We start from the raw sequence: 22,462 nt of genomic DNA, 5'->3' as shown, positions 1-22,462 counted from the left end.
TGCATGTTTCTTGCGATCGACTGCGGCAATACCAATACGCTGTTCGCTGTCCACGACGGCGACGGCTGGCGTGCAGAGTGGCGAACAGCGACCCATTCCACCCGAACGGCTGACGAACATGCTGTCTGGCTCTCCCAGATCATGGCGATGCACGGGCTCGCCTTCAGCGATATCTCAGCCTGTGTCATCTCGACCGTCGTGCCGCAGGCGCTCTTCAATCTCCGCAATCTGTCCCGTCGCTATCTCGGGGCCGAACCGCTGATTATTGGCGAAGCGGGCGTCGAGCTCGGCGTGGAAGTCCGCATTCCGCGACCGCAGGAAGCCGGTGCCGACCGGCTGGTCAACGCGCTCGGTGCCAAGGCGAAATATGAGGGGGCGCTGTTGCTCATCGACTCGGGCACGGCGACGACATTCGACGTGGTTTCGGCCGACGGCGCATTCGAGGGCGGCGTCATCGCGCCAGGCATCAACCTCTCCGTGAAGGCGCTGCACGAGGCGGCGGCGCGTCTGCCACGGATCGAGATTCGTCAGCCGGAAAAGGCGATCGGCAAGGATACCGTCGCGGCCATGCAATCGGGCATCTTCTGGGGCTATGTCGAGCTCATTGACGGGCTTACCGAGCGCATCAAGGCTGAATACGACTCACCTATGACAGTCATCGCAACCGGCGGCGTCGCCTCGCTCTTCGACGGCGCCTCGCGAAGCATCGATCATTTCGATCCCGATATCACCATCCGGGGCCTGTACGAGGTCTGGAAGCTCAATAGCGGCGGAGTTCGCTGATGGGCAAGCATGGTGGGCTTTACTTCCTGCCGCTCGGTGGGAGCGGCGAGATCGGGATGAATCTCAATCTCTACGGTTACGGGCCGGAAGAGAACCGCAAATGGATCATGGTCGATTGCGGCGTCACGTTCGGAGACCTGACGTCGCCTGGCGTCGATGTGATCATGCCAGACCCCGACTTCATTGAGGAGCGCGCGCACGATCTTCTCGGCATCGTGCTGACCCATGCCCATGAAGACCATATGGGTGCCGTGGCACATCTCTGGGAACGCTTCCGCGTGCCGATCTTTGCGACCCCGTTCACCGCCTGGTTGATGGTCGACCGGCTTAAGGAAAAGGGGCTCGAAAATCAGGCTATCGTCAATGTCGTGCCACTCGACGGGCACATTGCGCTTGGCCCGTTCGACATCAGCTTCGTCACACTGACCCATTCCATTCCGGAACCCAACGGTCTCGCCATTCGTACGCCCGAAGGCCTGATCCTGCACACGGGTGACTGGAAAATCGATCCGGAGCCATTGATCGGCGGCAGCACCGACATCAGCGCGCTCACCGACCTTGCCGACGAAGGCGTGCTCGCCATGGTGTGCGATTCCACCAATGTTTTCACCGAGGGTGAGTCGGGATCTGAAGCAGGCGTCCGCCGGAATCTGATCGAACTGGTCGGCGAGCTGAAGGGACGTGTCGCGATTGCTTCTTTCGCCTCGAACGTGGCGCGCATGGAATCCGCGATCGTCGCGGCCGAGGCGAATAATCGCCAGGTCTGCCTGGTCGGACGATCAATGCACCGCATGGCCGCCGCCGCAAAATCGGTCGGACTGCTGCAAGACGCGAGGCCCTTCATCGACGAGGACGATGCCGCGCACTTCCCGCCGGACAAGGTCCTTTATCTCTGCACAGGCAGCCAGGGCGAACCCAGAGCAGCGCTCTCGCGTATCGCGCGCGGGGATCATCGCTCTGTAAACCTGACTAGCGGAGACACGGTTATTTTCTCCAGCCGCGTCATTCCCGGCAACGAGACCGGGATTTTCGAGTTGCAGAACCTCTTGTCCCAGCGCGGCGTCGACATCGTCACCGAGCGCGACCGGCACGTCCATGTTTCCGGCCACCCCTGCCGCGACGAACTGAAACAGATGTATGAATGGGTGCGACCCCAGATCTCCATTCCGGTACACGGAGAACACCGTCACCTCGCCGAACATGCCGCCTTCGCGCGGTCATTGCAGATCCCGCAAGCATTGGCGCCGCGAAATGGTGATCTCATCCGGATCTCGAAGGACGGCGCCAGTGTCGTCGACGAAGTCAAGTCCGGCCGGCTATATCTTGACGGACAAATCCTGACTGAAGCCGAAGGCCCAGCGATGCGGGAACGCCGGTCGATGGCCTATGCCGGTCATATTACCGTTGCGATGGTGATCGACGGGCAGGGCAGTCTGATTTCCGGCCCTGATGTGCGTGTGCTCGGACTGCCGCAGAGCCGCGAGATAACCGAAGATCATCTTCTCGATCGGATCAGCCAGGTTGCCGAAGCTGCCTTCGATCGCCTCAAGCGCCGCGCGAGATGTGACGAAGCGGAGGTCGAAGAAGCCGCGCGTCGCGCCGTGCGTCGCGAAATCAACATGATGTGGGGCAAGAAACCCCAGGTCGATATCATGGTGCTCACCGCGTGAAGGAGTTGAAATGAACGTCGGACGTCTCAATCACATCGGGATCGCCACGCCGGACATCGCTGCAACCCGGGATACCTATGCGGCGCTTTATGGCCTCGATAATTCAACCGCGATAAAGGATTTTCCGGAGCTTGGCGTGAAAGTCTGCTTCATCAACACCGGCAACACCGAACTCGAATTGCTTGAGCCGCTCGGTCCGGAAAGCCCGGTCAACAAATTCCTCGAAAAGAATCCCAAGGGTGGTCAGCATCATCTCTGTTTCGAGGTGCCCGACATCGTCGCGGCGCGAGATGACATGCGCGTCAAGGGTGCCACTGTCCTGGGGACAGGCGAACCCTATATCGGCGCCCATGGCGTGCCGGTGATTTTCGTTCACCCCAAGAACACGCACGGCGTGCTGATCGAGCTGATGCAGGAGCCGGGATGACCCTTGCCCGCTTGGCCCAGACCGCAATTGTCGCGCTTTTTGCGCTAGCCTCGCTGGCGCAGCTCTTCCTGCCTGCCGGCGGCATCAATTTCGTAACCGGGATTGCCATCTATCTGACCGCCTGGTGGATCGTCTTGTTCACCATCCTGCCATTGGGTGTGACCGGCCAGGCAGAAAGCGGTGAAGTCGTGCAGGGCACTGAATCGGGGGCGCCCCTCGATCCCGGCCTCAAGCACAAGGCCTGGCTCACAACGGTCGCGGCCGCAGCGATCTGGCTGATCCTGTTCGTGATATTCGAGTTCGGGCTGATCTCGCTAGATGACATCCCTTTTATACCGGGACCCGATGCCTGGGACGCCTAGGGGCGAACGAGGAAAGTCTTGAGCCTCTGACCCCAGCTGCGTTCATAGAATGGCTCGGCCTGTTCACGGAAATACCGCGAGGGGTCATCGTCACCATTCCCGAGAATCAACACGTCGACAGGCAGTTCGTCGGGGGCGTATTCAGCCGTGACATGACTCATGCCGATGGCTTGCAGGTCGATCTCCCCGTCGAGGTCGAGCCCAAGCAACAGACTGAAGGGCTGATCGGACGAGGAATCTTTCATCAAAGCGATATAGGCACGGCGCACCGCAGCCTGGCGCGCGAACAGCCGGGTCAATCCTTCAACCAGGGCGGCCGGATAATCGCGCGGTTGGCCGATCTCCACTGGCGGCGCGGCGTCATGCACATACGACCGGTCAAACGCCCCGCTGCCGCGATCGAGCAGGAGGCCGATCTCGTTTGGCTGGAAGTCCCAGCTCCACGCGCTGCCGGGATTGAGCACCAGCCGGCGTCCACGCGTCGAATCAAACAATTCCCGGCCCTTGATAGAGAGATAACCAATTTTGCGGTCGACGGACTGCCGAAGCGCGTCTAGCGACGTGAAAAACGGCACGTAGGATTGGCCGTCTTGACCGGTCCAGTGCTCGATTGACAGCGTGTCGCCGGCCGCGATTGCAATGCTTTCGTTGACCCGCGCGCCCGGAACATGGCCGATCACATAGATTCGCGAATCCAGCAGCTTAGCGAGAAATTCCGCCTGGGCCGCCGGATCGCTCGCGGCCGCTTGCAGCGCATGTTCGATATCGTTTCTGGGAAATTCGTCCATCACGCGCTCCGCATGGTGGCAGCACAGCCTGAACGCGGTTCGGGATCAAGCCGCTCGGCGCATCTACTCGGACATTTTGGCATGTTCGCGCGCCATTAAGAGGACGCTGGCGAGCACGATGGCAAAGCCTGCGATATGCGCCCAGCGGAAAGGCTCATCCAGCAGCAGGTAAGAGAGGACCAGGGCAGAGCAGGGCATGACGGCCATGAAACCGGCGGCGGTCGACCCGCTGGCCCGGGCAACGCCCGCATACCAGAGCCAGCTTCCGGCCGCCAGGGTACCGATTCCGTACCAAGCCAGGCTCATCCAGCCTGCCATTGATGTCTCGCTCAACGTCCAGCTGGTCGCCTGCCAGATTGCAAAGGGAGCAAATAACGGGATCGACAGGGCTGCCGCGAGAAAGGCGATCAGCACCGGCGAAACCGTTTGCGTCGTGCGCCGCCCCATCAGCGTGTAGACCGCCTCGCAGCACACGGCCGCCAGCACCAGCAGGCTGCCTGCGATCAACCAGTTGCCGCCTTCGCCTGCGCTCAAAAAGTTGAGCGCAAGAACGCCGATGACCGCCAGCACGATTGCAGCGGTCTTGGTTTTGGTCAGGCTCTCACCCAGGAAAACAATGGCGCCGACAGCGGTCAAAGCCGGTGCCGTGCTCATGACGACTGCTCCGGCCGCCCCCGGAATCAGCCGCATGCCGTAAAGCATCAGTACGGTGAAGCCGAACATGCCGAACAGGGCGATCACGCCGATTCGAATCCAGTCAGCCTTCGATACCCTCGCGATTTCGCCAAAATGGACGGCCGCTACCGGCAACAGGGCCAGCGTGCCCAGGATCACCCTGAATTCGGCAGCCAGCAGCACTGGAAATTCCTGTCCTACTAGCCGACTGACGGGGGTGGCCGACCCGAATATGGCCATGCCGGAAACCAGCAGGCCGATGGTCAGCGCGTTAGTACGCCCGGTCGCTTTCGAGTCGCCGTGAGACATGCTGTCCAACATTGCCGGTGGTGTCGCTGTGTCAATGATCGGGCCGATTCGCAAGGCTTGGCTTGCGGCGCGGAGGCGGTCAGTTTAAGCCCGCAATCGACCACCATTGTTGAAGAATTCGAACCATGCGTCTTTCCCGATATTTCATTCCCGTCCTGAAGGAAGCGCCTTCAGACGCCCAGATTGTTTCGCACCAGCTGATGTTGCGCGCCGGACTCGTCCGGCAGGAAGCCGCCGGCATTTATGCCTGGTTGCCGCTTGGCCATCGGGTCCTGCGCAAGATCGAGCAGATCGTGCGCGAGGAACAGGACAGGGCAGGCGCGATCGAGCTCCTGATGCCGACCCTGCAACTCGCCGATCTTTGGCGCGAGAGCGGGCGCTATGACGATTATGGCGAGGAGATGCTGCGCATCGTCGACCGGCACGAGCGCGATTTGCTCTACGGCCCGACCAATGAAGAGATGATCACCGAGATCTTCCGGGCTTCCTGCAAGTCTTACAAGGACTTGCCGAAGCTTCTTTATCATATTCAGTGGAAGTTCCGAGATGAGCGCCGGCCGCGGTTTGGCGTCATGCGGGGCCGCGAATTCCTGATGAAGGATGCCTATTCCTTCGATCTCGACGAGACCGAGGCGCGCAAGGCGTACAACCGGATGTTCGTCGCCTATCTCAACACGTTCGCGCGGATGGGTCTGAAATCCGTGCCGATGCGCGCCGATACCGGGCCGATCGGCGGTGACCTCAGCCATGAATTTATCGTGCTCGCCGAGACCGGTGAGAGTGAAGTTTTCTGCCATGCCGACCTGGTCTCCATGGGCGCTCCGGGTGCCAATGTCGATTTCGATGGCGATCTGCAGCCCATCGTCGATCAGCGCACGGCGCTCTACGCCGCCACCGAGGAAATGCACGAAGCCGAGCGTTTCGCGGCCGAAGTGCCCGCGGACAAGCGCCTCTCGGCCCGCGGGATCGAGGTCGGGCACATCTTCTATTTCGGAACCAAGTATTCCGAGCCGATGAAGGCTTTCGTCACGCATCCCGACGGCAAGGAACGGCCGGTGCACATGGGCAGTTACGGCGTCGGGGTCTCGCGCCTGATGGGCGCCATCATCGAGGCCAGCCATGATGCAAACGGCATCATCTGGCCTGAAAGCGTTGCGCCTTATGGCGTCGGCATCATCAATATGCGCGCCGATGACGAGGCGACATCGGCCGCTTGCGAGCGTGCTTATGGCGCGCTGACGAAGGCGGGCAAGGAACCGCTGCTGGATGATACCGGTGATCGTGCCGGCGCAAAGTTCGCGACCATGGACCTGATCGGCCTGCCTTACCAATTGGTCATTGGCCCGCGCGGCCTGAAAGAAGGCAAGGTGGAGCTGAAAGTGCGGCGCTCGGGTGAAAAGCACGAGCTGTCGCTTGAGGATGCCGTGAATCGCCTTGCGGAAGGACAATTTGCTGATGGCTGAAGCTCGGCTGGGCGGTGCTCGCCCGTTTTCGCCGTTCGAATTCGTGATCGCGATGCGCTATCTCCGCGCGCGTCGCAAGGAAGGTGGTATCGCGCTGATCGCGATCATTTCCTTTCTTGGTATCACGCTCGGCGTCGCCGCGCTGATCATCGTCTTGTCGATCATGAACGGATTTCGCTACGAGCTGTTAAGCCAGCTCCTCGGCGCGCAAAGCCATGTCTATGTCGATGTCCGCGGTCTGACCGAACCGGAAATCGACGAGATACAGAACCGGATGATCTCCACGCCCGGCGTCATGAATGCCGGCCCGCGTTATGAAGGCCAGGCCCTGTTTACCGCCAACGGCCAGACCGTCGGTGCCCAGGTCATCGGCATAGAACCAAGCGATCTGGCCAATATCGAGCGGATCTCCAGAATTCCCGAAGCGGACGAACGCTACGGGCTGATCGGCGGCACATTCGATACCTTCGGCGTCGGCGACAATGGCGGCGACAATATCCTGATCGGCGCTGCGCTGGCCCGCCGGCTGGGCGTGCAGGCCGGCGACGAGATTACGCTGCTCGCCCCGAATGGCGCGAGCGGCCCATTCGGAACGGTGCCGCGGCGCAAGGCCTATACGGTCGGTGGCGTCTTCACCGTCGGCGTACACCAGTTCGACCAGGTTGTGACGTTCATGCCGCTCGAACAGGCGCTGTTGTTCTTTTCGCAGGACGGCCCGTTGACGCTCGAGGCGCGCGTCGAGAACCCGGTCGAGATCGCCGAAACCATGGCGCACGTCCGCCGTGCCGTTCCGGCCGGTACGATCCTCTTCGACTGGCGCGACCAGAGCCTCGCCTTTTACCAGGCGCTGCAGGTCGAGCGCTTCGCCATGCGGCTCATTCTCTCGGTGGTCATCCTGATTGCGGCGCTCAACATTATCACCGGCCTTGTCATGCTGGTGAAGAACAAGGGCCGCGACATTGCAATTCTGCGTACCATGGGGGCGACCCGCGGAGCGGTGATGCGGGTTTTCCTGTTGATCGGCACAATGATCGGCATGGTCGGCGCGCTCGGCGGCGCGGCGCTCGGCTTCCTGTTCGTGCTCAACATCGAGAGCATACAGGGCTTCATCGAATTGCTCACCGGCGTCGATCCATTCAACCCGGAAGTCTATTTCCTGACGCGACTGCCGGCACGCATCGATCCCGGCGAGGTGACGTTCGCCATACTGTTCGGACTGTTTTCGGCCTTCCTTGCCGCCCTGCCGCCAGCCTGGCGCGCCGCGCGGCTCGATCCGGTGGAGGCACTTCGCTATGAGTAAGGCCGTGCTTTCCCTGCGCGACATCACCCGCACTTATCAGTCGGGCGACGAGGAGCTTCGCGTTCTGCGAGGGGCTGACCTCGATCTGCGGCCGGGAGAGATCGTCGGCCTGATCGGACCGTCAGGGTCGGGAAAATCGACCCTGCTGCACATTGCTGGTTTGCTGGAGCCGCCGGATTCAGGGTCCGTCGAAATTGCCGGAATTGACGCCGTGAATGCCAGCGACGATGTCCGGACAGGCCTGCGCCGCAACTTCATCGGCTTCGTCTACCAGTTTCATCATCTGCTGCCGGAATTCGATGCCCTCGAAAACGTGACGTTGCCCCGGCTCATTCACGGCGAATTGCGCAACAAGGCGATCCCGGAAGCCACGAGATTGCTGACGGCGCTCGGCCTGGGTGAACGATTGACCCACCGTCCGGCCGAATTGTCCGGCGGCGAACAGCAGCGCGTCGCAATTGCCCGTGCCTTCGCCAACAATCCGAAGATCATTCTTGCCGATGAACCGACCGGTAATCTCGATCCGAAGACATCTGACGCCGTGTTTGACAGTTTTCGCAACGCGGCGCGGGAAGAGGGCGTGTCGGCGCTGGTCGCCACGCACAATATTGCGCTGTCAGAACGCATGGACCGGCTTCTGACCGTCAAGCATGGCAAGCTCGTATCATTCCAACACGCTGAATAAACGTACGATTCTGCGTTAACTAAAAAATTCTTGGCAATGAGAACAAAACGTGAAAGAACATAACCAGAACGAACCGACATGTGAGGGAGAAGATCATGAAACGGCTTCTGGCGGATGCGACTTCAGCGGCAGCAATCCTGGGCTTTGGCTGGATGATATTGATGTGGACATCCATCCTGTTGGCCTGATCTTTTTCGTCCGGCTCTGCTAGGACTGAGTCGCGATCGACGGAGCAGTTTTCATGAGCGAGGCGAGGGATGGTTCGGACAGGGGATTTGTCCATCTGCGAACCCGCTCTCCATACTCGGTTCTGGAAGGCGCCATTCCGATCGCGAAGATGGCAGAGCTGGCCAAGGCCGACGGGATGCCGGCAGTCGCGCTGACAGACACCAACAATCTCTTCGGCGCATTGGAATTCTCAGAACTGCTCTCCGGGGCGGGCTTGCAGCCGATCACCGGTTGCACCCTGTCGATACGCCTGACCGACCCCCGCCCCGGAGATGCAGCCCAGCCGGACGGTACGATAGCACTGCTCGTCGCCAACGAGACCGGCTATCGCAATCTCCTGAAGCTGACCAGCGCGGCCTTTCTCGAGGTCGGGGCAACCGAACTGCCCCACATCACGGCCGACAGGCTGCTGGCCCACACTGATGGCCTGATTGCGCTGACCGGCGGTCCGGACAGCGTGCTCAACCGCTCGATTGTTGATGGTCGCAAGGCGGACGCTGCACAATGGCTGTCGCGGCTGTCGGAAGCGTTCGGAGACCGGCTCTATGTCGAACTCCAGCGGCACGGGCGGCGCGAGGAGCTGATCGCCGAGGACTGGCTGGTCGAGGCCGCCTATGAGCGCCGCCTGCCATTGGTTGCGACCAATGAATGCTTCTTCCCTGATCGTGACATGCATTCCGCGCACGATGCGCTGCTCTGTATTGCCGAAAGCGAGTATCTGACCGTTGAAAACCGGCGCCGCGTGACGCCCGACCATTTCTTTGCCAGCGCGGAGGAAATGCGCGCCCGGTTCGAGGATTTGCCGGAAGCCATTGCCAACACTGTCGAGATCGCACGGCGTTGCGCCTACCGTCCGCGGACGCATGATCCCATCCTGCCGAGTTTTCCGACCGAAGATGGCCGTGACGAGCTGGCCGAGCTTCGCGCCCAGGCCGAGGCGGGGTTGCGTGAACGCCTTGAGGCGAATGAACCGGCCGAACCGGAAAGCGCATATTGGGAGCGCCTCGAGATCGAGCTCGACATTATCGGGAAAATGGGATTTCCCGGCTATTTCCTGATCGTTGCCGATTTCATCAAATGGGCAAAGGCGCATGAAATCCCGGTTGGTCCGGGCCGGGGCTCCGGCGCCGGTTCGCTGGTCGCCTGGTCGCTGACCATTACAGACCTCGACCCACTCCGTTTCGGCCTTCTGTTCGAGCGCTTCCTCAATCCCGAGCGCGTCTCGATGCCGGACTTCGACGTCGATTTCTGCCAGGAGCGGCGCGGCGAGGTCATTCGCTACGTGCAGGAGCGCTATGGCGCAGATCATGTTGCCCAGATCATCACATTCGGCACGCTGCAGGCCCGCGCGGTCGTGCGTGATGTCGGCCGCGTCCTGCAATTGCCGCTCGGGCTCGTCGACAAGATCGCGAAGCTGGTACCCGCCAACCCTGCCAATCCGGTGACACTTGCCGAGGCGATCGAGATCGAGCCGCGCCTGCGCCAGTTCGGAGAGGAGGAACCCGGCGTGGCGCGCCAGCTCGAGATCGCGCTGAAACTGGAAGGTCTGTACCGCAACGCCTCCACCCACGCGGCCGGCGTTGTTATCGGTGACCGCCCGTTGGACGAGCTGGTGCCGCTCTATCGCGATCCGCGCTCGGACATTCCGGCAACCCAGTTCAACATGAAATGGGTGGAGCCCGCCGGCCTCGTGAAATTCGACTTTCTCGGTCTCAAGACGCTGACCGTCATCGCCCGCGCGCTCGGCTATATCGAGCAGGCCGGCGGCGACGCGCCGAATCTGGAGAATGCCGCTTTCGACGATCCCAAGGTCTATGACCTGTTGTCGACCGGTGCCGGTATCGGCGTGTTCCAGATGGAATCCTCCGGCATGCGCGACACCTTGTCGAAGATGAAGCCGGACAAGATCGAGGACCTGATCGCGCTGATCTCGCTCTATCGCCCGGGCCCGATGAAGAATATCGACGTCTATGTCGACCGGAAATTCGGCCGCGCCGAGGTGGATTATCTGCACCCCGATCTCGAACAGGTCCTGACCGAGACCTATGGCGTCATCATCTACCAGGAACAGGTGATGCAGATCGCTCAGATCCTGTCCGGCTATTCGCTCGGCGAAGCCGACCTCTTGCGCCGCGCCATGGGCAAGAAGAAGAAGGACGAGATGGCGCGCCAGAAGGTGCGTTTCCTGGAAGGCGCCGAGAAGAAGGGCGTGTCGCGCGGCAAGGCCGAGTTCATTTTCGAACTGGTCAATGAGTTTGCCGGTTACGGTTTCAACAAGTCGCACGCCGCTGCCTATGCCGCGATCGCCTATCGCACGGCTTTCCTGAAGGCCAATCACCCGGTTGAGTTTCTCGCGGCACTGATGAGCCTCGACCGCAACAATGTCGACAAGCTCGCCGTCTTCTTCCAGGAAGCGCGGCGCATGGAGGTCGTGGTCCGGCCTCCCGATATCAATCTGTCGGAAGCCGATTTCTCGGTGAAGAACAACGCGGTCGTTTATGCGCTTGGTGCGATCCGGAATGTCAGCCTGTCGGCAATGGAAGCTCTGGTCGAAGAGCGCAAGGCCAATGGTGAATTCGAGGATTTGTTCGATTTCGCTGAGCGGGTCGACCCCAAACTCCTGAACAAACGGACGCTCGAGAATCTCGCCCGCGCCGGCGCTTTCGACAGTCTCGAACCTGACCGGTCACGCGCTTTCGCAGCCGCGGAAACGCTGTGCGCCATGGCGGCGAAAGCACAGGAAGAGCGCGATACCGCGCAGGTCAGCCTATTCGGAGATGCGTCACACGACGATGGTGGGTTAGCGCGGCCCAAATTGCCGGACGTGCCCGCCTGGACCGCGACGCAGCGTCTCGACGAGGAATTGTCGGCGATCGGCTTTTACTTGTCTGGCCATCCGCTCGATGACATGACCGACATGCTCGCTCGCCGTGGCGTGGTTTTCGTCGCCGATGCGCCTGACCGCGTGGCAGACGGTGCCAGCGCGATCCGCATGGCCGGGGTCGTTCGCCGCAGGCAGGAGCGGGTCTCGCAGAGGTCAGGCAAACGCTTTGCCTGGGTGACATTGTCCGATCCGTCCGGCGAATTCGAGGTGCTGGTCAATCCCGACATGTTGCAGGCGTTCCGCGATGTGCTGGAAGTCGGCGCTTCGGTGATGATCGGCGTGAGCATCGACGACAAGGAAGAACAGCTTCGCTTTTTCTCCGAGAGCATCGAAGCGCTCGGCGAGGCACCCGCAGCAGACGGACTCAGGATCCGGCTCGAGGCCGAGGCACTCGACAGCGTCAAGGCGCGGCTTGACCGGGCGGCAGACAGCGCCAGGGGCGAGGGCGTTGTGTATCTCGTCCTCGCTGTGGCCGAAGGTGGCGAAGCCGAGCTGCGTCTGCCGGGTCGGGTTCCGACCGGTCCGCCGGTGCAGGCGGCACTGCGCGGCGTCAAGGGCGTTGAAAGCGTTGAACTGATCTAGCCGCCTGTTCGCTGCCCGTTCGGGCTTGCGCGAAGTGCGTTCCCCTTCTATATGCCGTCGCGATCACGCACGCGGAACTTCGGCGCGACCTGTGTTGGGTCCGTCGCTCCGGTGTCGCGGTTGGCAATTCCGCCAGCCCGACTCCGTTCCGCGGAGGCCAACCGGAAAAGGATATGATCAATGGCACTGCCTGAATTCTCCATGCGCCAACTGCTGGAAGCCGGCGCACACTTCGGACACCAGACACACCGCTGGAACCCCAAGATGAAGTCTTTCATCTTCGGTGACCGTGCAAACATCCACATCATCGACCTGTCCCAGACGGTCCCGCTGCTGCACCAGGCCCTGGTCCGCGTGCGCGACGTGGCGGCCAAAGGCGGCCGTATCCTGTTCGTGGGGACCAAGCGTCAGGCATCCGAAATCATTGCGCAAAATGCCAGCCGTTGCGCGCAATACTACATGAACAATCGCTGGCTCGGCGGCACGCTGACCAATTGGGCAACGATCTCCAAATCGATCGCCCGCCTGCGCGAGCTCGAAGATCTGCTGAACGACGAACAGGCATCGGCCGGCTTCACCAAGAAGGAGCTGCTGAACCTGACCCGCGAGCGCGAGAAGCTCGAACTGTCGCTCGGCGGTATCAAGGAAATGGGCGGCACGCCGGATTTGATGTTCGTGATCGACACCAACAAGGAAGCGATCGCGATCCAGGAAGCCCGCAAGCTTGGTATCCCGGTCATCGGCATTGTCGACACCAATTGCGACCCGGATCCGATCGATTTTCCGATCCCGGGCAATGACGATGCGGCACGCGCCATCTCGCTCTATTGCGAGTTGATTGCCGACGCGGTGCTCGACGGCATCACGCAAGGACAAGCCGACCTGGGCGTCGATCTTGGCGCGGCGGTTGAACCGGCCGTCGAGGCCGCACTGACAGAGGAACCGGCCGCTGAAGCTGCGCCGGCTCCCGAAGCGCCTGCCGAAGACGCAGCGCCTGCACCGGCCGCGACTGAAAAAGCAGCCGAAAAGCCTGCTGAAGAGAAAACCGAAGGCTGATCATCGCCTTCCACGACAATACGGATATCAGGAGTAGACCGATGGCTGGAATTACTGCCGCCCTCGTGAAGGAACTGCGCGACATGACAGGCGCAGGCATGATGGACGCCAAGAAAGCGTTGACCGAAACCAATGGCGACATGGACGGGGCCGTTGACTGGCTGCGTACCAAGGGCCTCTCGAAAGCCGCCAAGAAGGCCGACCGCGTCGCCGCGGAAGGCCTTGTCAGCATCGCCGTCAAGGACGGTGTGGGCGTAGCTGTCGAAGTTAATTCGGAAACCGATTTCGTCGCCAAGAACGCCGATTTCCAGGCGATGGTGAAGGACATCACCGCCGCGGCATTTACCGCGTCTGACGTCGAAGGGCTGAAAGCCGCTGAAGTGAACGGCAAGGCAGTCGCTGACCACATCACCGACAAGATTGCCAAGATCGGCGAAAACATGTCGGTGCGCCGGCTGGCAAAGATCGAAGGCGGCAATGTCGCCGCCTATGTTCACAACGCAGCCACGGATGGCATGGGCAAGATCGGCGTATTGGTTGCGATTGATGGCGACAATGTCGATTTCGCCCGCCAGGTCGCCATGCATATCGCGGCGATCAACCCGGCTTCGCTGTCTGAAGACGATCTCGATCCGGCCATCGTTGAAAAGGAACGCACCGTGCTCACCGAGCAGGCGCGTGAAAGCGGCAAGCCGGAAAACATCATCGAGAACATGATCAAGGGCCGGATGAAGAAATTCTTCTCCGAGGTGACGCTTTTGAACCAGTCCTTCGTCATCGACCCGGACAAGACCGTGGCCGAAGCCGCCAAGGACGCCGGCGTCACGATCACCGGCTTCATCCGCATGGAAGTCGGCGAAGGCGTCGAGAAGAAGTCGGAAGACTTCGCCGCCGAAGTGGCCGCAACGGCCAAGGGCAACTAGCCAGTATTCGCGCCGGAGCCTTACCGCTCCGGCGCTTTTCTTTTAGGCTGCGATGCATGACTGATTCTGCCGGAGATATCCCGCCCAAGGGCACCAGCACGCTCTACAAGCGCGTGTTGCTGAAGATTTCCGGCGAAGCCCTGATGGGCGACCAGCAATACGGTATCGACCTCAAGGTTGCCGAACGCGTTGCCCAGGAAGTGTCGAATGCCGTCGCCAGCGGCGTCCAGGTCTGCCTCGTGATCGGCGGTGGCAATATCTTTCGCGGCCTGTCGGTTGCGGCCAAAGGCATGGACCGTGCAGCAGCCGATTACATGGGCATGCTCGCCACCGTCATGAATGCGCTGGCGATGCAGAATTCGCTGGAGCGCGTCGGTGTCCAGACCCGCGTCCAGTCGGCCATCCCGATGACCACGATCGCCGAGCCCTATATCCGCCGCCGGGCGATCCGGCACATGGAGAAAGGCCGCGTCGTGATTTTCGCTGCCGGAACCGGCAATCCTTTCTTCACGACCGATACGGCCGCCGCCTTGCGCGCGGCGGAAATGGGCTGCGAAGCCCTGTTCAAGGGCACGCAGGTCGATGGTGTCTATTCCGATGATCCGCGTACGAATCCGGATGCGGAGCGTTACGACCAGCTCGATTATCTACAGGTGCTTGCCCAGGATCTGAAAGTGATGGACGCTGCAGCGGTGACATTGATGCGCGAGAACGCCGTGCCTATCGTGGTGTTCAACATTCACAAGCCGGGCGAATTCGCACGCGTACTGGCAGGCGAGGGGACCTGCACGACGATCGGCGAACCGCGCACGGCCCAATAACAACAGGGGAAAACCCATGAGCTCGACGATCGATCTCAAGGATCTGAAACGCCGCATGGATGGCGCCATCGAGGCGCTGCACAAGGATTTCGGCAGCCTGCGCACCGGCCGAGCCTCTACCAGCCTGCTAGATGCCATCACCGTCGAGGCCTACGGCTCGCCAACGCCGATCAACCAGGTCGGGACAGTCTCCATCCCGGAGCCGCGGATGATCTCGGTTCAGGTCTGGGACAAGGAGATGGTCGGGGCGGTGGACAAGGCAATCCGCAATTCGCCGCTCGGCGTCAATCCTGTGGTCGAAGGCACGCTACTGCGCATTCCGATCCCACCGCTCAACGAGGAGCGCCGCGCCGAACTGGCGAAAGCTGCCAGTTCCTATGCCGAGCATGCGCGCGTCGCCATTCGCAATATTCGCCGTGACGGCATGGACACGCTAAAGCAGATGGAAAAGGGCGGCGAAATCAGTGAGGACGAACTGAAATCGCAGTCCGACAGCGTCCAGAAGCTGACCGACGATTATGTCGGCAAGGTAGACTCTTCGTTGAAATCCAAGCAGGACGAGATCATGCAGGTCTAGACCTGTCCGGCTTGGGAGGTGTCCATGACTGAAGGCGGAGAAAAATGCCGGGGCGTCCGGCATGTCGCCATCATCATGGATGGAAACGGCCGATGGGCACAGCAACGTGGCCGGCCACGGGCTTTCGGGCATTCCAAAGGTGTCGAAGCGGTCCGTGAAGCGGTCCGCGCAGCGGGCGACACGGGCGTCAAATATCTGACACTGTTCGGCTTCTCGACCGAAAACTGGCGCCGTCCGAGCGAAGAGGTCGATGCATTGTTCGACCTCATGAAGCGTTTTGTCGATGCCGATCTGGTCAAACTTGACCGCGAAGGCGTGAACGTTCGCATCGCCGGGCGCCGTGAGGGTTTGTCGCCCGACTTGCTCGAGATTATCGAGCGCGCCGAACGAACGACCGCCGACAATGACCGGTGCTTCCTCACCATTGCCTTCAATTATGGCGGGCGCGACGAGATCGTACGCGCCGCGCGTCGCATGGCACGCGATGTAGCGGAGGGCCGGTTACGCCCCGAAGACGTTGACGAGGCGGCTTTCGCCAGCCAGCTCGATACCGCCGGAATGCCCGATCCGGATATCGTCATTCGTACCAGCGGCGAGCACCGCACCAGCAATTTCCTGATCTGGCAGGCCGCCTACGCCGAACTCGTATTTCTGGACGTTCTTTGGCCGGATTTCAGCGCCCGCCATTTCGAACAGGCCCTCAACGAGTATGCCTCCCGACAGCGTCGGTTCGGGGGCGTGGATGCCGCCTGACACCCGTCCGTTGCGTCAGCGCGACCCGGCGCTGGTCACGCGGATTGTCTCCGCCCTGATCCTGATACCGGTTTCGCTCTTCCTGTTGTGGAGTGGCGGGCTGGCTTTCACGGCCTATTGCGCCGCTTTTGCAGCCGCGATGGCGTGGGAGTGGATGCGGATGGCCGATCGGGACGCCCCGACGCGTAGCTACGCGATTGCGTCGGCAGCGGCGTGCGGCGCCGTTCTGTTCGCTGCTGATGGCGAGTTTTTCTGGATGCTGGCCTGGCCATTGGCGGGTGCGGTCGGGGTGATCTTTACCGGCGATCTGCCTGTGCGCCGCCGCTGGCGCGGTGGTTTTGGCATTGTTTATGTGGCCTTGTCGGTGTCGGCTTTGGCGTCGTTGCGATCGCTGAACGGGCTGGATGCCGCAGCCTTCATCCTGCTGGTCGTCTGGGCGGCGGACAGTGCGGCCTATTTCGCGGGCACGTGGCTGCGCGGGCCGAAATTGTGGCCGAAAGCCAGTCCCAACAAGACCTGGTCCGGCGTCATTGCCGGCCTCGCCGGCGGCAGTGCCGCCGCCTGGGGATTTGCACACTGGCAGGGCCATGATCCGCGCGACACGCTCGTGGCCGGTATTGTGCTGGCGCTGGCAGCGATCATGGGTGATCTCGTCATGTCGCTGTTCAAGCGACGCTTTGGCGTCAAGGATTCCGGCGAGATCATTCCTGGCCATGGCGGCGTGCTCGATCGCGTCGATGCACTGATGGCGGCCTGCCTGACGGGACTTGTGCTGGCCAGCCTCAACGTGTTGGAAAGCCCGTTATGACCCGCCGTATTTCGATCCTGGGTGCCACCGGCTCGGTTGGCACCGCGACGCTTGATCTTGTCGGGCGCGCCGGGGACGGAAAATTCGACATTGTTGCGCTGACCGCAAATCGCAATGTCGATGCCCTTGCAGCGATTGCCCGGAAACATCGGCCGCAGATTGCGGTGATCGGCGACGAATCGAAAGCTGATGCGCTGTCGCAAGCGCTGGCCGGGACAGGCATCGAAACCGCTGCAGGGCCGAAGGCGTTGATCGAGGCGGCGTCACGGCCGGTCGACTGGACCATGGCGGCCATTGTTGGCTCGGCAGGGCTCGAACCGACGGCCGCGGCGTTGCAGAAGGGCGCGGCAGTTGCACTGGCCAACAAGGAATGTCTGGTTTGTGCCGGCGAGTATTTCATTGATCTCGCAGAACAGCGCGGCGCCGCCATCCTGCCGGTCGACAGCGAGCATAATGCGATTTTCCAGTCGATTTACCCCGGTCACGACCGCTTCATCCGCAGTATCACGCTGACGGCATCGGGTGGCCCCTTCAGGGATTGGCCGCGTGAAGAGATGACAGCGGTAACGCGCGAAGACGCCCTGGCACATCCGGTCTGGAGTATGGGCGACAAGATATCGATCGATTCAGCAACGTTGATGAACAAGGGGTTGGAGGTCATCGAAGCCTGCCGCCTGTTCGGCCTTCCGTCCCAGAAGGTCGGGGTCGTGATCCATCGCCAGTCTGTTATTCACGGCCTGGTCGAATACATAGATGGGAGCGTGCTCGCGCAGCTGGGCAGTCCGGACATGCGTATTCCCATCGCCTCGGCGTTGGCCTGGCCAGAACGCATGGATACCCCGTCCGAGCGATTGGATCTCGCCAGCATTGGCCAGCTTGATTTCGAACCGCCGGACGAGATCCGCTTTCCAGCGCTGCGGCTGGCACGCAACGCACTGGAAGCCGGTGAAGGCGCGACGGCCGCGCTGAATGCCGCCAACGAGATTGCCGTCGCCGCCTTTCTGGATGGTCGCATTGGCTTTCTTGACATCGCACGCCTCGTTTCCGACTGTCTGAACGGCTTGGAGCGCGAGGCAGCCCTGCCAAACCGCTTTGGCGGGCTTGATGACGCCCTGCATGTCGACAAGAGGGCGCGAGACTGGACGCGCGCCGCACTGTCGTCGGTAGATGCCTGACACGCAAGAGGTTGTTTTGCTGGATTTATTGACTTCCGGACTGGTCACGATTCTCGCCTTTACGGCGGTGATTTCTGTCGTCGTGATCATTCACGAGTTGGGGCATTATATTGCCGGGCGCTGGTGTGGCGTACATGCCGAAGTGTTTTCCATGGGATTCGGGCCAACGCTGTTCGCCGTTCGCGACAAGCGCGGCACGCTCTGGCGGCTCGCGGCCTTACCATTGGGCGGCTATGTCCGCTTCATGGGTGACGCCGGCGCTGCCAGTGAGCCCGACCAGGAAAAGCTCGATGAAATACAGGCACGGTTGGGCGCCGATGCTGACCGCTGCTTCCACTTCAAACCGCTCTGGCAGCGCGCCATCATCGTTGCAGCCGGACCGATCGCGAATTTCGTGCTCGCCGTTTTGGTTTTCTTCGCGCTTTTCGCCACATTCGGGCAATCCACGCAAGCGCCGATCGTCGGCAGCGTCCGCGCGGAATCCGAGGCCGAACGCGCGGGCTTGCAGGTTGGCGACCGGATCGTCCGCATCGCGGAAACGCAGATCGAGGCTTTTCCCGAGATCATGACGGAGTTCATGCTGCGGCCCGACGAAGATGTCGCTATTCGGATCGACCGTGACGGCCGGATGATTGACATGACGGTGACGCCGCGAGTTACGCGCGTTCCCGACGGGCTGGGAGGGTACCGCGAACGCGCCATTGTCGGCTTTGGCCCGACTGGCGAGACGTATTTCCGGCGGCTCGGTCCGATCGAATCGGTCGGCGCTGCATTCGCGCAGGTGGGCCGGGTGGTCAGTCTGACCGGACGATATGTCTGGCGCATTGTTACCGGGCGCGTTCCCCCGAACATGCTGAATGGTCCGCTGGGCATCGTGACAGTGTCGGGCCAGGTCGCAAACGCGTCGATCGACAATGCCCAGTCCGCAGGACAGGCAGCCGGAGGGCTTGCCATAAACCTCATTCAGCTCGTGGCATTGTTCAGCATCGGACTGGGATTGGTGAACCTTCTGCCGATACCCATACTCGACGGCGGGCATCTGGTGTATTACGCCTACGAGGCGGTTGCCGGGAGACCGCTCAGTGCGAAAGCGCAAGCCATTGGCTTCAGGGTCGGGCTTGCGTTGGTGCTGGGTTTGATGCTTGTAGCAACTTGGAACGATTTGGTTTATCTGGGCGGATTAGGTTCCTGATCCGAAACACGAACGGCGGCCCGTATGTCGAGTATTCAGCGCGTTCTGACCGCGGTAATTTTTTGCGTAATCACCGGTAGCGTATCGATCGGCCTTTCAGCACCGGCGGCCGCACAGGGTGCGCAAGCCGGTGAGGCTGTGCCGCTGCGCCAGGTGCTTGTTCAGGGCAACCAGCGGGTCGAAGCCGATACCGTATTGTCCTACCTGCTGCTGCAACCCGGTGTTCCGGTCGATGCGCGGTCGGTAAACCTGTCCATTCAGACCCTGTTCGCAACCGGGTTGTTTTCCGATGTCCGCGTCGAGAACCGTGGCGACGTGGTCATTATCTACGTTCAGGAAAACCCGATCATCAACCGCGTGATCCTCGAAGGGAATCGCGCGGTCGATGACGATGCCATCAACGAGGAAATCCAGGCCCAGCCGCGCGCCATCTTCACGCGAGCTCGCGTGCAGGCCGACGTGCAGCGGATCATCGAGGTTTATCGTCGCTCGGGTCGCTTTGCCGCCCAGGTCACGCCACGGATCGTCGAATTGCCCCAGAACCGTGTCGATCTCGTATTCGAGATCTCCGAGGGGCCTGTTACCGGCGTGCGGCGCGTCAATTTCATAGGCAATGAATCGTATTCCGACCGCGAACTCCGCCGCGAACTGGTGACGGTTGAGTCGCGCTGGTGGCGGTTCTTCTCGACCAACGACAATTACGACCCAGACCGGCTTGAATACGATCGCGAATTGCTTCGCCAATTCTATCAGAACCGCGGCTATGCAGATTTCCGGGTCGTCTCGGCCGTCGCAGAACTGACGCCGGACCAGGAAGACTTCTACATCACCTTCACGCTGGATGAGGGCGACATTTATACCTTCGGCGATATTACCGTCGAAACGGAATTGCCCGACATCGATCCCGAACGCCTTGTCGGCTTCCTGCCAGTGCGGACAGGGGCCCTGTTCCAGGGTGAACTGATCGAGGAATCGGTCGACACGCTGAACTTTGCCGTCGGCGCGACCGGCTATGCTTTCGTCAACATTGTCCCCGATATCTCCCGGAACCGGGAAGATCGTACTGTTGATGTCGTGTTCGAAATCGAAGAGGGCCCGCGTGTCTATATCGAACGGATCGATGTCGTCGGTAACACGCGGACCCTCGATCATGTCATCCGCCGTGAGCTGGAACTCGTCGAAGGCGATGCCTTCAATCGTTCGCTGATCGACCGGTCGCAATCGCGTGTCCGGCGCCTCGGATTCTTCGAGGAAGTCGAAATCACGGAAGTGCAGGGGTCATCACCCGATCGCGCACGCCTGCAGGTCGCGGTGACCGAGCAGCCGACTGGCGAACTGGCCTTCGGCGCCGGTTTCTCCTCGACAGATGCCTTCCTCGTCGACTTGTCGATTTCCGAGCGCAACCTGCGGGGCCGTGGCCAGTTCCTGCGCTTCCGAATAGCCGCAAGCTCCCGCCGCGAACAGGTCGATATCCGATTCACGGAACCACGCTTCCTCGACCGTAACCTGGCAGCTGGCGTCGACATATTCTCGGTGCGTTCTGACTTCGTCAGCGAAGCCAGTTTCGAAACACAATCGACCGGTTTCAGCCTGCGGGCCGGTTTCCCGACCACACGATCGACCAATCTCGGCCTGCAATACACGTTGCGAACCGACGATGTGGTGGTGTTCGCCGGTGCCAACCAGTCACTGCGCAACCAGGCCGGTTCACGCGTCACCTCGGTCGCCAATTTCACCCTGCGTTGGGATCGCGTTGACAATCCGATCGAGCCGAGCCGCGGCTTCCGTGCCGAAATCAGTCAGTCATTCGCCGGCATTGGCGGTGACGTTCGCTTTGTGTCGACCGAGATAACGGCGTCGGTCTATCGTCCGCTGTTCTGGAATTTCGTGGGCAGTCTGAACATGAATTCCGGCTTCATCATGGGATGGGGCGGCGACAATGTCCGCATTAATGACCGCTTCTTCCGCGGCGGTAACTCCTTCCGCGGCTTCGAGGTCGCCGGTATCGGCCCCCGCGTCGTCGTGCGCGACCCGGTAACGGGCGACCTGCGCGGCGGCGACGCGCTCGGCGGCCGCTTCTATGCGATCGGTACCGCCGAAATGTCCTTCCCGCTTCCGCTGCCGGAACAGTACGGCGTGCGCGGAAGCCTGTTTACCGATTTCGGTACCCTGGGATTGCTTGACGATGAGGACCTCATTGACGAGGTCACGGGCCAGGCCTTCACCACGGACGATCTGTCGCTCCGTGTATCGGCTGGCCTCAGCATATTCTGGGATTCACCATTTGGCCCGGTCCGTTTCGACCTGGCCGAGGCGCTGGTCAATGAAACCTACGACCGCACCGAATTCTTCCGCTTCAGCACACGAACAGGATTCTGATCATGAAACCTTCCTCCCTTAACCCGCTCGCGCTGATCGTCGCGGCCGTGGCCTTCGTCTCGGTCAGCGCGCCCGCGATGGCGCAGACGATCATTGTGATCAACGAAGACCGCATCCTCCGCGAAAGCGCGGTGGGACTGCATATTGCCAGCCGGCTGCAGACTATTTCCGAGGAAATGGACGGCGAGCTCCGCGCCATGCGCGAACCCATCGACGCTGAAATTGAGCGCCTGAATGCCGAGACCTCCGGTCTGACCCAGGAAGCGGTGCAACAGCGCCAGGATCTGATGACGCGTATCCAGACAGTCAGCCAGCAAGGCCAGCAATTCGAAGCCTCGCGTCAGCGTTACGCCAACGAGCTCGTAGCAACCGAGCGTGCAGCCATGCGCCCGGTTCTCGAAGCGTTGCAGGCCGTCCTTCAGGAAGTTGTTGCGGCCCGCGGCGCGGACATTGTCGTTGACCGCAGTTCACTGGTCTATTCAAACCAGAGCGTTGACGCCAGCGAAGCCGTGATCGAGGCGCTCAATGCACGCCTGCCGACAGTGCCGGTGAATCGCGTCCGCCTGCCGGAAGGCAGCGGTCAGGCACCGCAAGCGCAGCAATAAACCGGGAGCGAGCGGGC

General features: G+C 61.3%; 20 protein-coding genes. 18 read left to right on the top strand and 2 right to left on the bottom strand.

Annotation, left to right across the window (positions count from 1 at the left end):
• Positions 1-3 precede the first annotated feature (3 nt).
• From ACOOFN_RS00520 to ACOOFN_RS00505, 4 genes are read left to right on the top strand one after another with little or no spacing between them, the layout of a single operon-like run.
• On the top strand, positions 4-783 hold the full coding sequence (locus ACOOFN_RS00520; RefSeq protein WP_420432597.1) for a type III pantothenate kinase: 780 nt from the start codon (positions 4-6) through the stop codon (positions 781-783).
• On the top strand, positions 783-2,453 hold the full coding sequence (locus ACOOFN_RS00515) for a ribonuclease J (RefSeq protein ID WP_420432595.1): 1,671 nt from the start codon (positions 783-785) through the stop codon (positions 2,451-2,453). Before ACOOFN_RS00520 ends, ACOOFN_RS00515 begins: the two co-directional genes overlap by 1 nt.
• A gap of 10 nt (positions 2,454-2,463) precedes the next feature.
• A complete protein-coding gene (gene mce / locus ACOOFN_RS00510) occupies positions 2,464-2,880 on the top strand; it encodes a methylmalonyl-CoA epimerase (protein ID WP_420432593.1) in 417 nt (138 codons plus the stop codon).
• Positions 2,877-3,242 carry a DUF1467 family protein gene (locus ACOOFN_RS00505; protein WP_420432591.1) on the top strand — a complete coding sequence of 122 codons (366 nt, stop codon included), beginning with the start codon at positions 2,877-2,879 and terminating at the stop codon, positions 3,240-3,242. The genes mce and ACOOFN_RS00505 overlap by 4 nt, the downstream gene beginning before the upstream one ends.
• Here the strand turns inward: ACOOFN_RS00505 and ACOOFN_RS00500 are convergent.
• A complete protein-coding gene (locus ACOOFN_RS00500) occupies positions 3,239-4,030 on the bottom strand; it encodes an enhanced serine sensitivity protein SseB C-terminal domain-containing protein (protein ID WP_420432589.1) in 792 nt (263 codons plus the stop codon). The genes ACOOFN_RS00505 and ACOOFN_RS00500 overlap by 4 nt on opposite strands.
• Before the next feature lie 63 nt (positions 4,031-4,093).
• Positions 4,094-5,014: a DMT family transporter gene (locus tag ACOOFN_RS00495; RefSeq protein WP_420432587.1), complete on the bottom strand. Its 921-nt coding sequence runs from the start codon at positions 5,012-5,014 to the stop codon at positions 4,094-4,096.
• Between the two features lie 125 nt (positions 5,015-5,139).
• Here ACOOFN_RS00495 and proS point away from each other — a divergent pair, with 125 nt between their 5' ends.
• The 14 genes from proS to ACOOFN_RS00425 all read left to right on the top strand — a co-directional run bounded on the left by proS (position 5,140) and on the right by ACOOFN_RS00425 (position 22,445).
• A complete protein-coding gene (proS, locus tag ACOOFN_RS00490; protein ID WP_420432585.1) occupies positions 5,140-6,477 on the top strand; it encodes a proline--tRNA ligase in 1,338 nt (445 codons plus the stop codon).
• Entirely contained in the window at positions 6,470-7,777 is a 1,308-nt protein-coding gene (locus ACOOFN_RS00485; RefSeq protein ID WP_420432583.1) for a lipoprotein-releasing ABC transporter permease subunit, read from the top strand. The genes proS and ACOOFN_RS00485 overlap by 8 nt, the downstream gene beginning before the upstream one ends.
• On the top strand, positions 7,770-8,462 hold the full coding sequence (locus tag ACOOFN_RS00480; protein WP_420432581.1) for an ABC transporter ATP-binding protein: 693 nt from the start codon (positions 7,770-7,772) through the stop codon (positions 8,460-8,462). Before ACOOFN_RS00485 ends, ACOOFN_RS00480 begins: the two co-directional genes overlap by 8 nt.
• Before the next feature lie 241 nt (positions 8,463-8,703).
• The gene (gene dnaE, locus ACOOFN_RS00475; RefSeq protein WP_420432579.1) at positions 8,704-12,156 is read left to right on the top strand and encodes a DNA polymerase III subunit alpha; all 3,453 of its coding nucleotides are present in this window, start codon (positions 8,704-8,706) and stop codon (positions 12,154-12,156) included.
• 180 nt (positions 12,157-12,336) lie between these two features.
• Positions 12,337-13,212, top strand: a complete 876-nt coding sequence (gene rpsB, locus ACOOFN_RS00470; protein WP_420432577.1) for a 30S ribosomal protein S2 — start codon at positions 12,337-12,339, stop codon at positions 13,210-13,212.
• Positions 13,213-13,253: 41 nt separating this feature from the next.
• Positions 13,254-14,135, top strand: coding sequence for a translation elongation factor Ts (gene tsf / locus ACOOFN_RS00465; RefSeq protein ID WP_420432575.1), 882 nt, complete (start codon positions 13,254-13,256; stop codon positions 14,133-14,135).
• A 56-nt stretch (positions 14,136-14,191) separates the two neighbouring features.
• Entirely contained in the window at positions 14,192-14,956 is a 765-nt protein-coding gene (gene pyrH / locus ACOOFN_RS00460; RefSeq protein WP_420432573.1) for a UMP kinase, read from the top strand.
• A gap of 16 nt (positions 14,957-14,972) precedes the next feature.
• Positions 14,973-15,533, top strand: coding sequence for a ribosome recycling factor (gene frr, locus ACOOFN_RS00455; protein WP_420432571.1), 561 nt, complete (start codon positions 14,973-14,975; stop codon positions 15,531-15,533).
• Between the two features lie 24 nt (positions 15,534-15,557).
• Positions 15,558-16,286, top strand: a complete 729-nt coding sequence (locus ACOOFN_RS00450; RefSeq protein ID WP_420432569.1) for an isoprenyl transferase — start codon at positions 15,558-15,560, stop codon at positions 16,284-16,286.
• Complete coding sequence (locus ACOOFN_RS00445) at positions 16,276-17,094, top strand: phosphatidate cytidylyltransferase (RefSeq protein WP_420432567.1); 819 nt, start codon at positions 16,276-16,278, stop codon at positions 17,092-17,094. Before ACOOFN_RS00450 ends, ACOOFN_RS00445 begins: the two co-directional genes overlap by 11 nt.
• A complete protein-coding gene (gene dxr, locus ACOOFN_RS00440; RefSeq protein WP_420432565.1) occupies positions 17,091-18,269 on the top strand; it encodes a 1-deoxy-D-xylulose-5-phosphate reductoisomerase in 1,179 nt (392 codons plus the stop codon). Before ACOOFN_RS00445 ends, dxr begins: the two co-directional genes overlap by 4 nt.
• 16 nt (positions 18,270-18,285) lie before the next feature.
• The gene (locus ACOOFN_RS00435) at positions 18,286-19,461 is read left to right on the top strand and encodes a M50 family metallopeptidase (RefSeq protein ID WP_420432563.1); all 1,176 of its coding nucleotides are present in this window, start codon (positions 18,286-18,288) and stop codon (positions 19,459-19,461) included.
• Between the two features lie 24 nt (positions 19,462-19,485).
• Positions 19,486-21,840 (top strand): outer membrane protein assembly factor BamA, encoded by a 2,355-nt coding sequence (gene bamA / locus ACOOFN_RS00430; RefSeq protein WP_420432561.1) that lies wholly within the window; start codon positions 19,486-19,488, stop codon positions 21,838-21,840.
• A 2-nt stretch (positions 21,841-21,842) separates the two neighbouring features.
• A complete protein-coding gene (locus ACOOFN_RS00425) occupies positions 21,843-22,445 on the top strand; it encodes an OmpH family outer membrane protein (RefSeq protein ID WP_420432558.1) in 603 nt (200 codons plus the stop codon).
• The last annotated feature ends 17 nt before the right edge of the window (positions 22,446-22,462 follow it).

Source organism: Hyphobacterium sp. (assembly GCF_965217055.1).
Classification (GTDB): Bacteria; Pseudomonadota; Alphaproteobacteria; order Caulobacterales; family Maricaulaceae; genus Hyphobacterium.
Note: the sequence above shows the minus strand (reverse complement) of the source record. Positions and strands in the feature narration are given on the sequence as shown.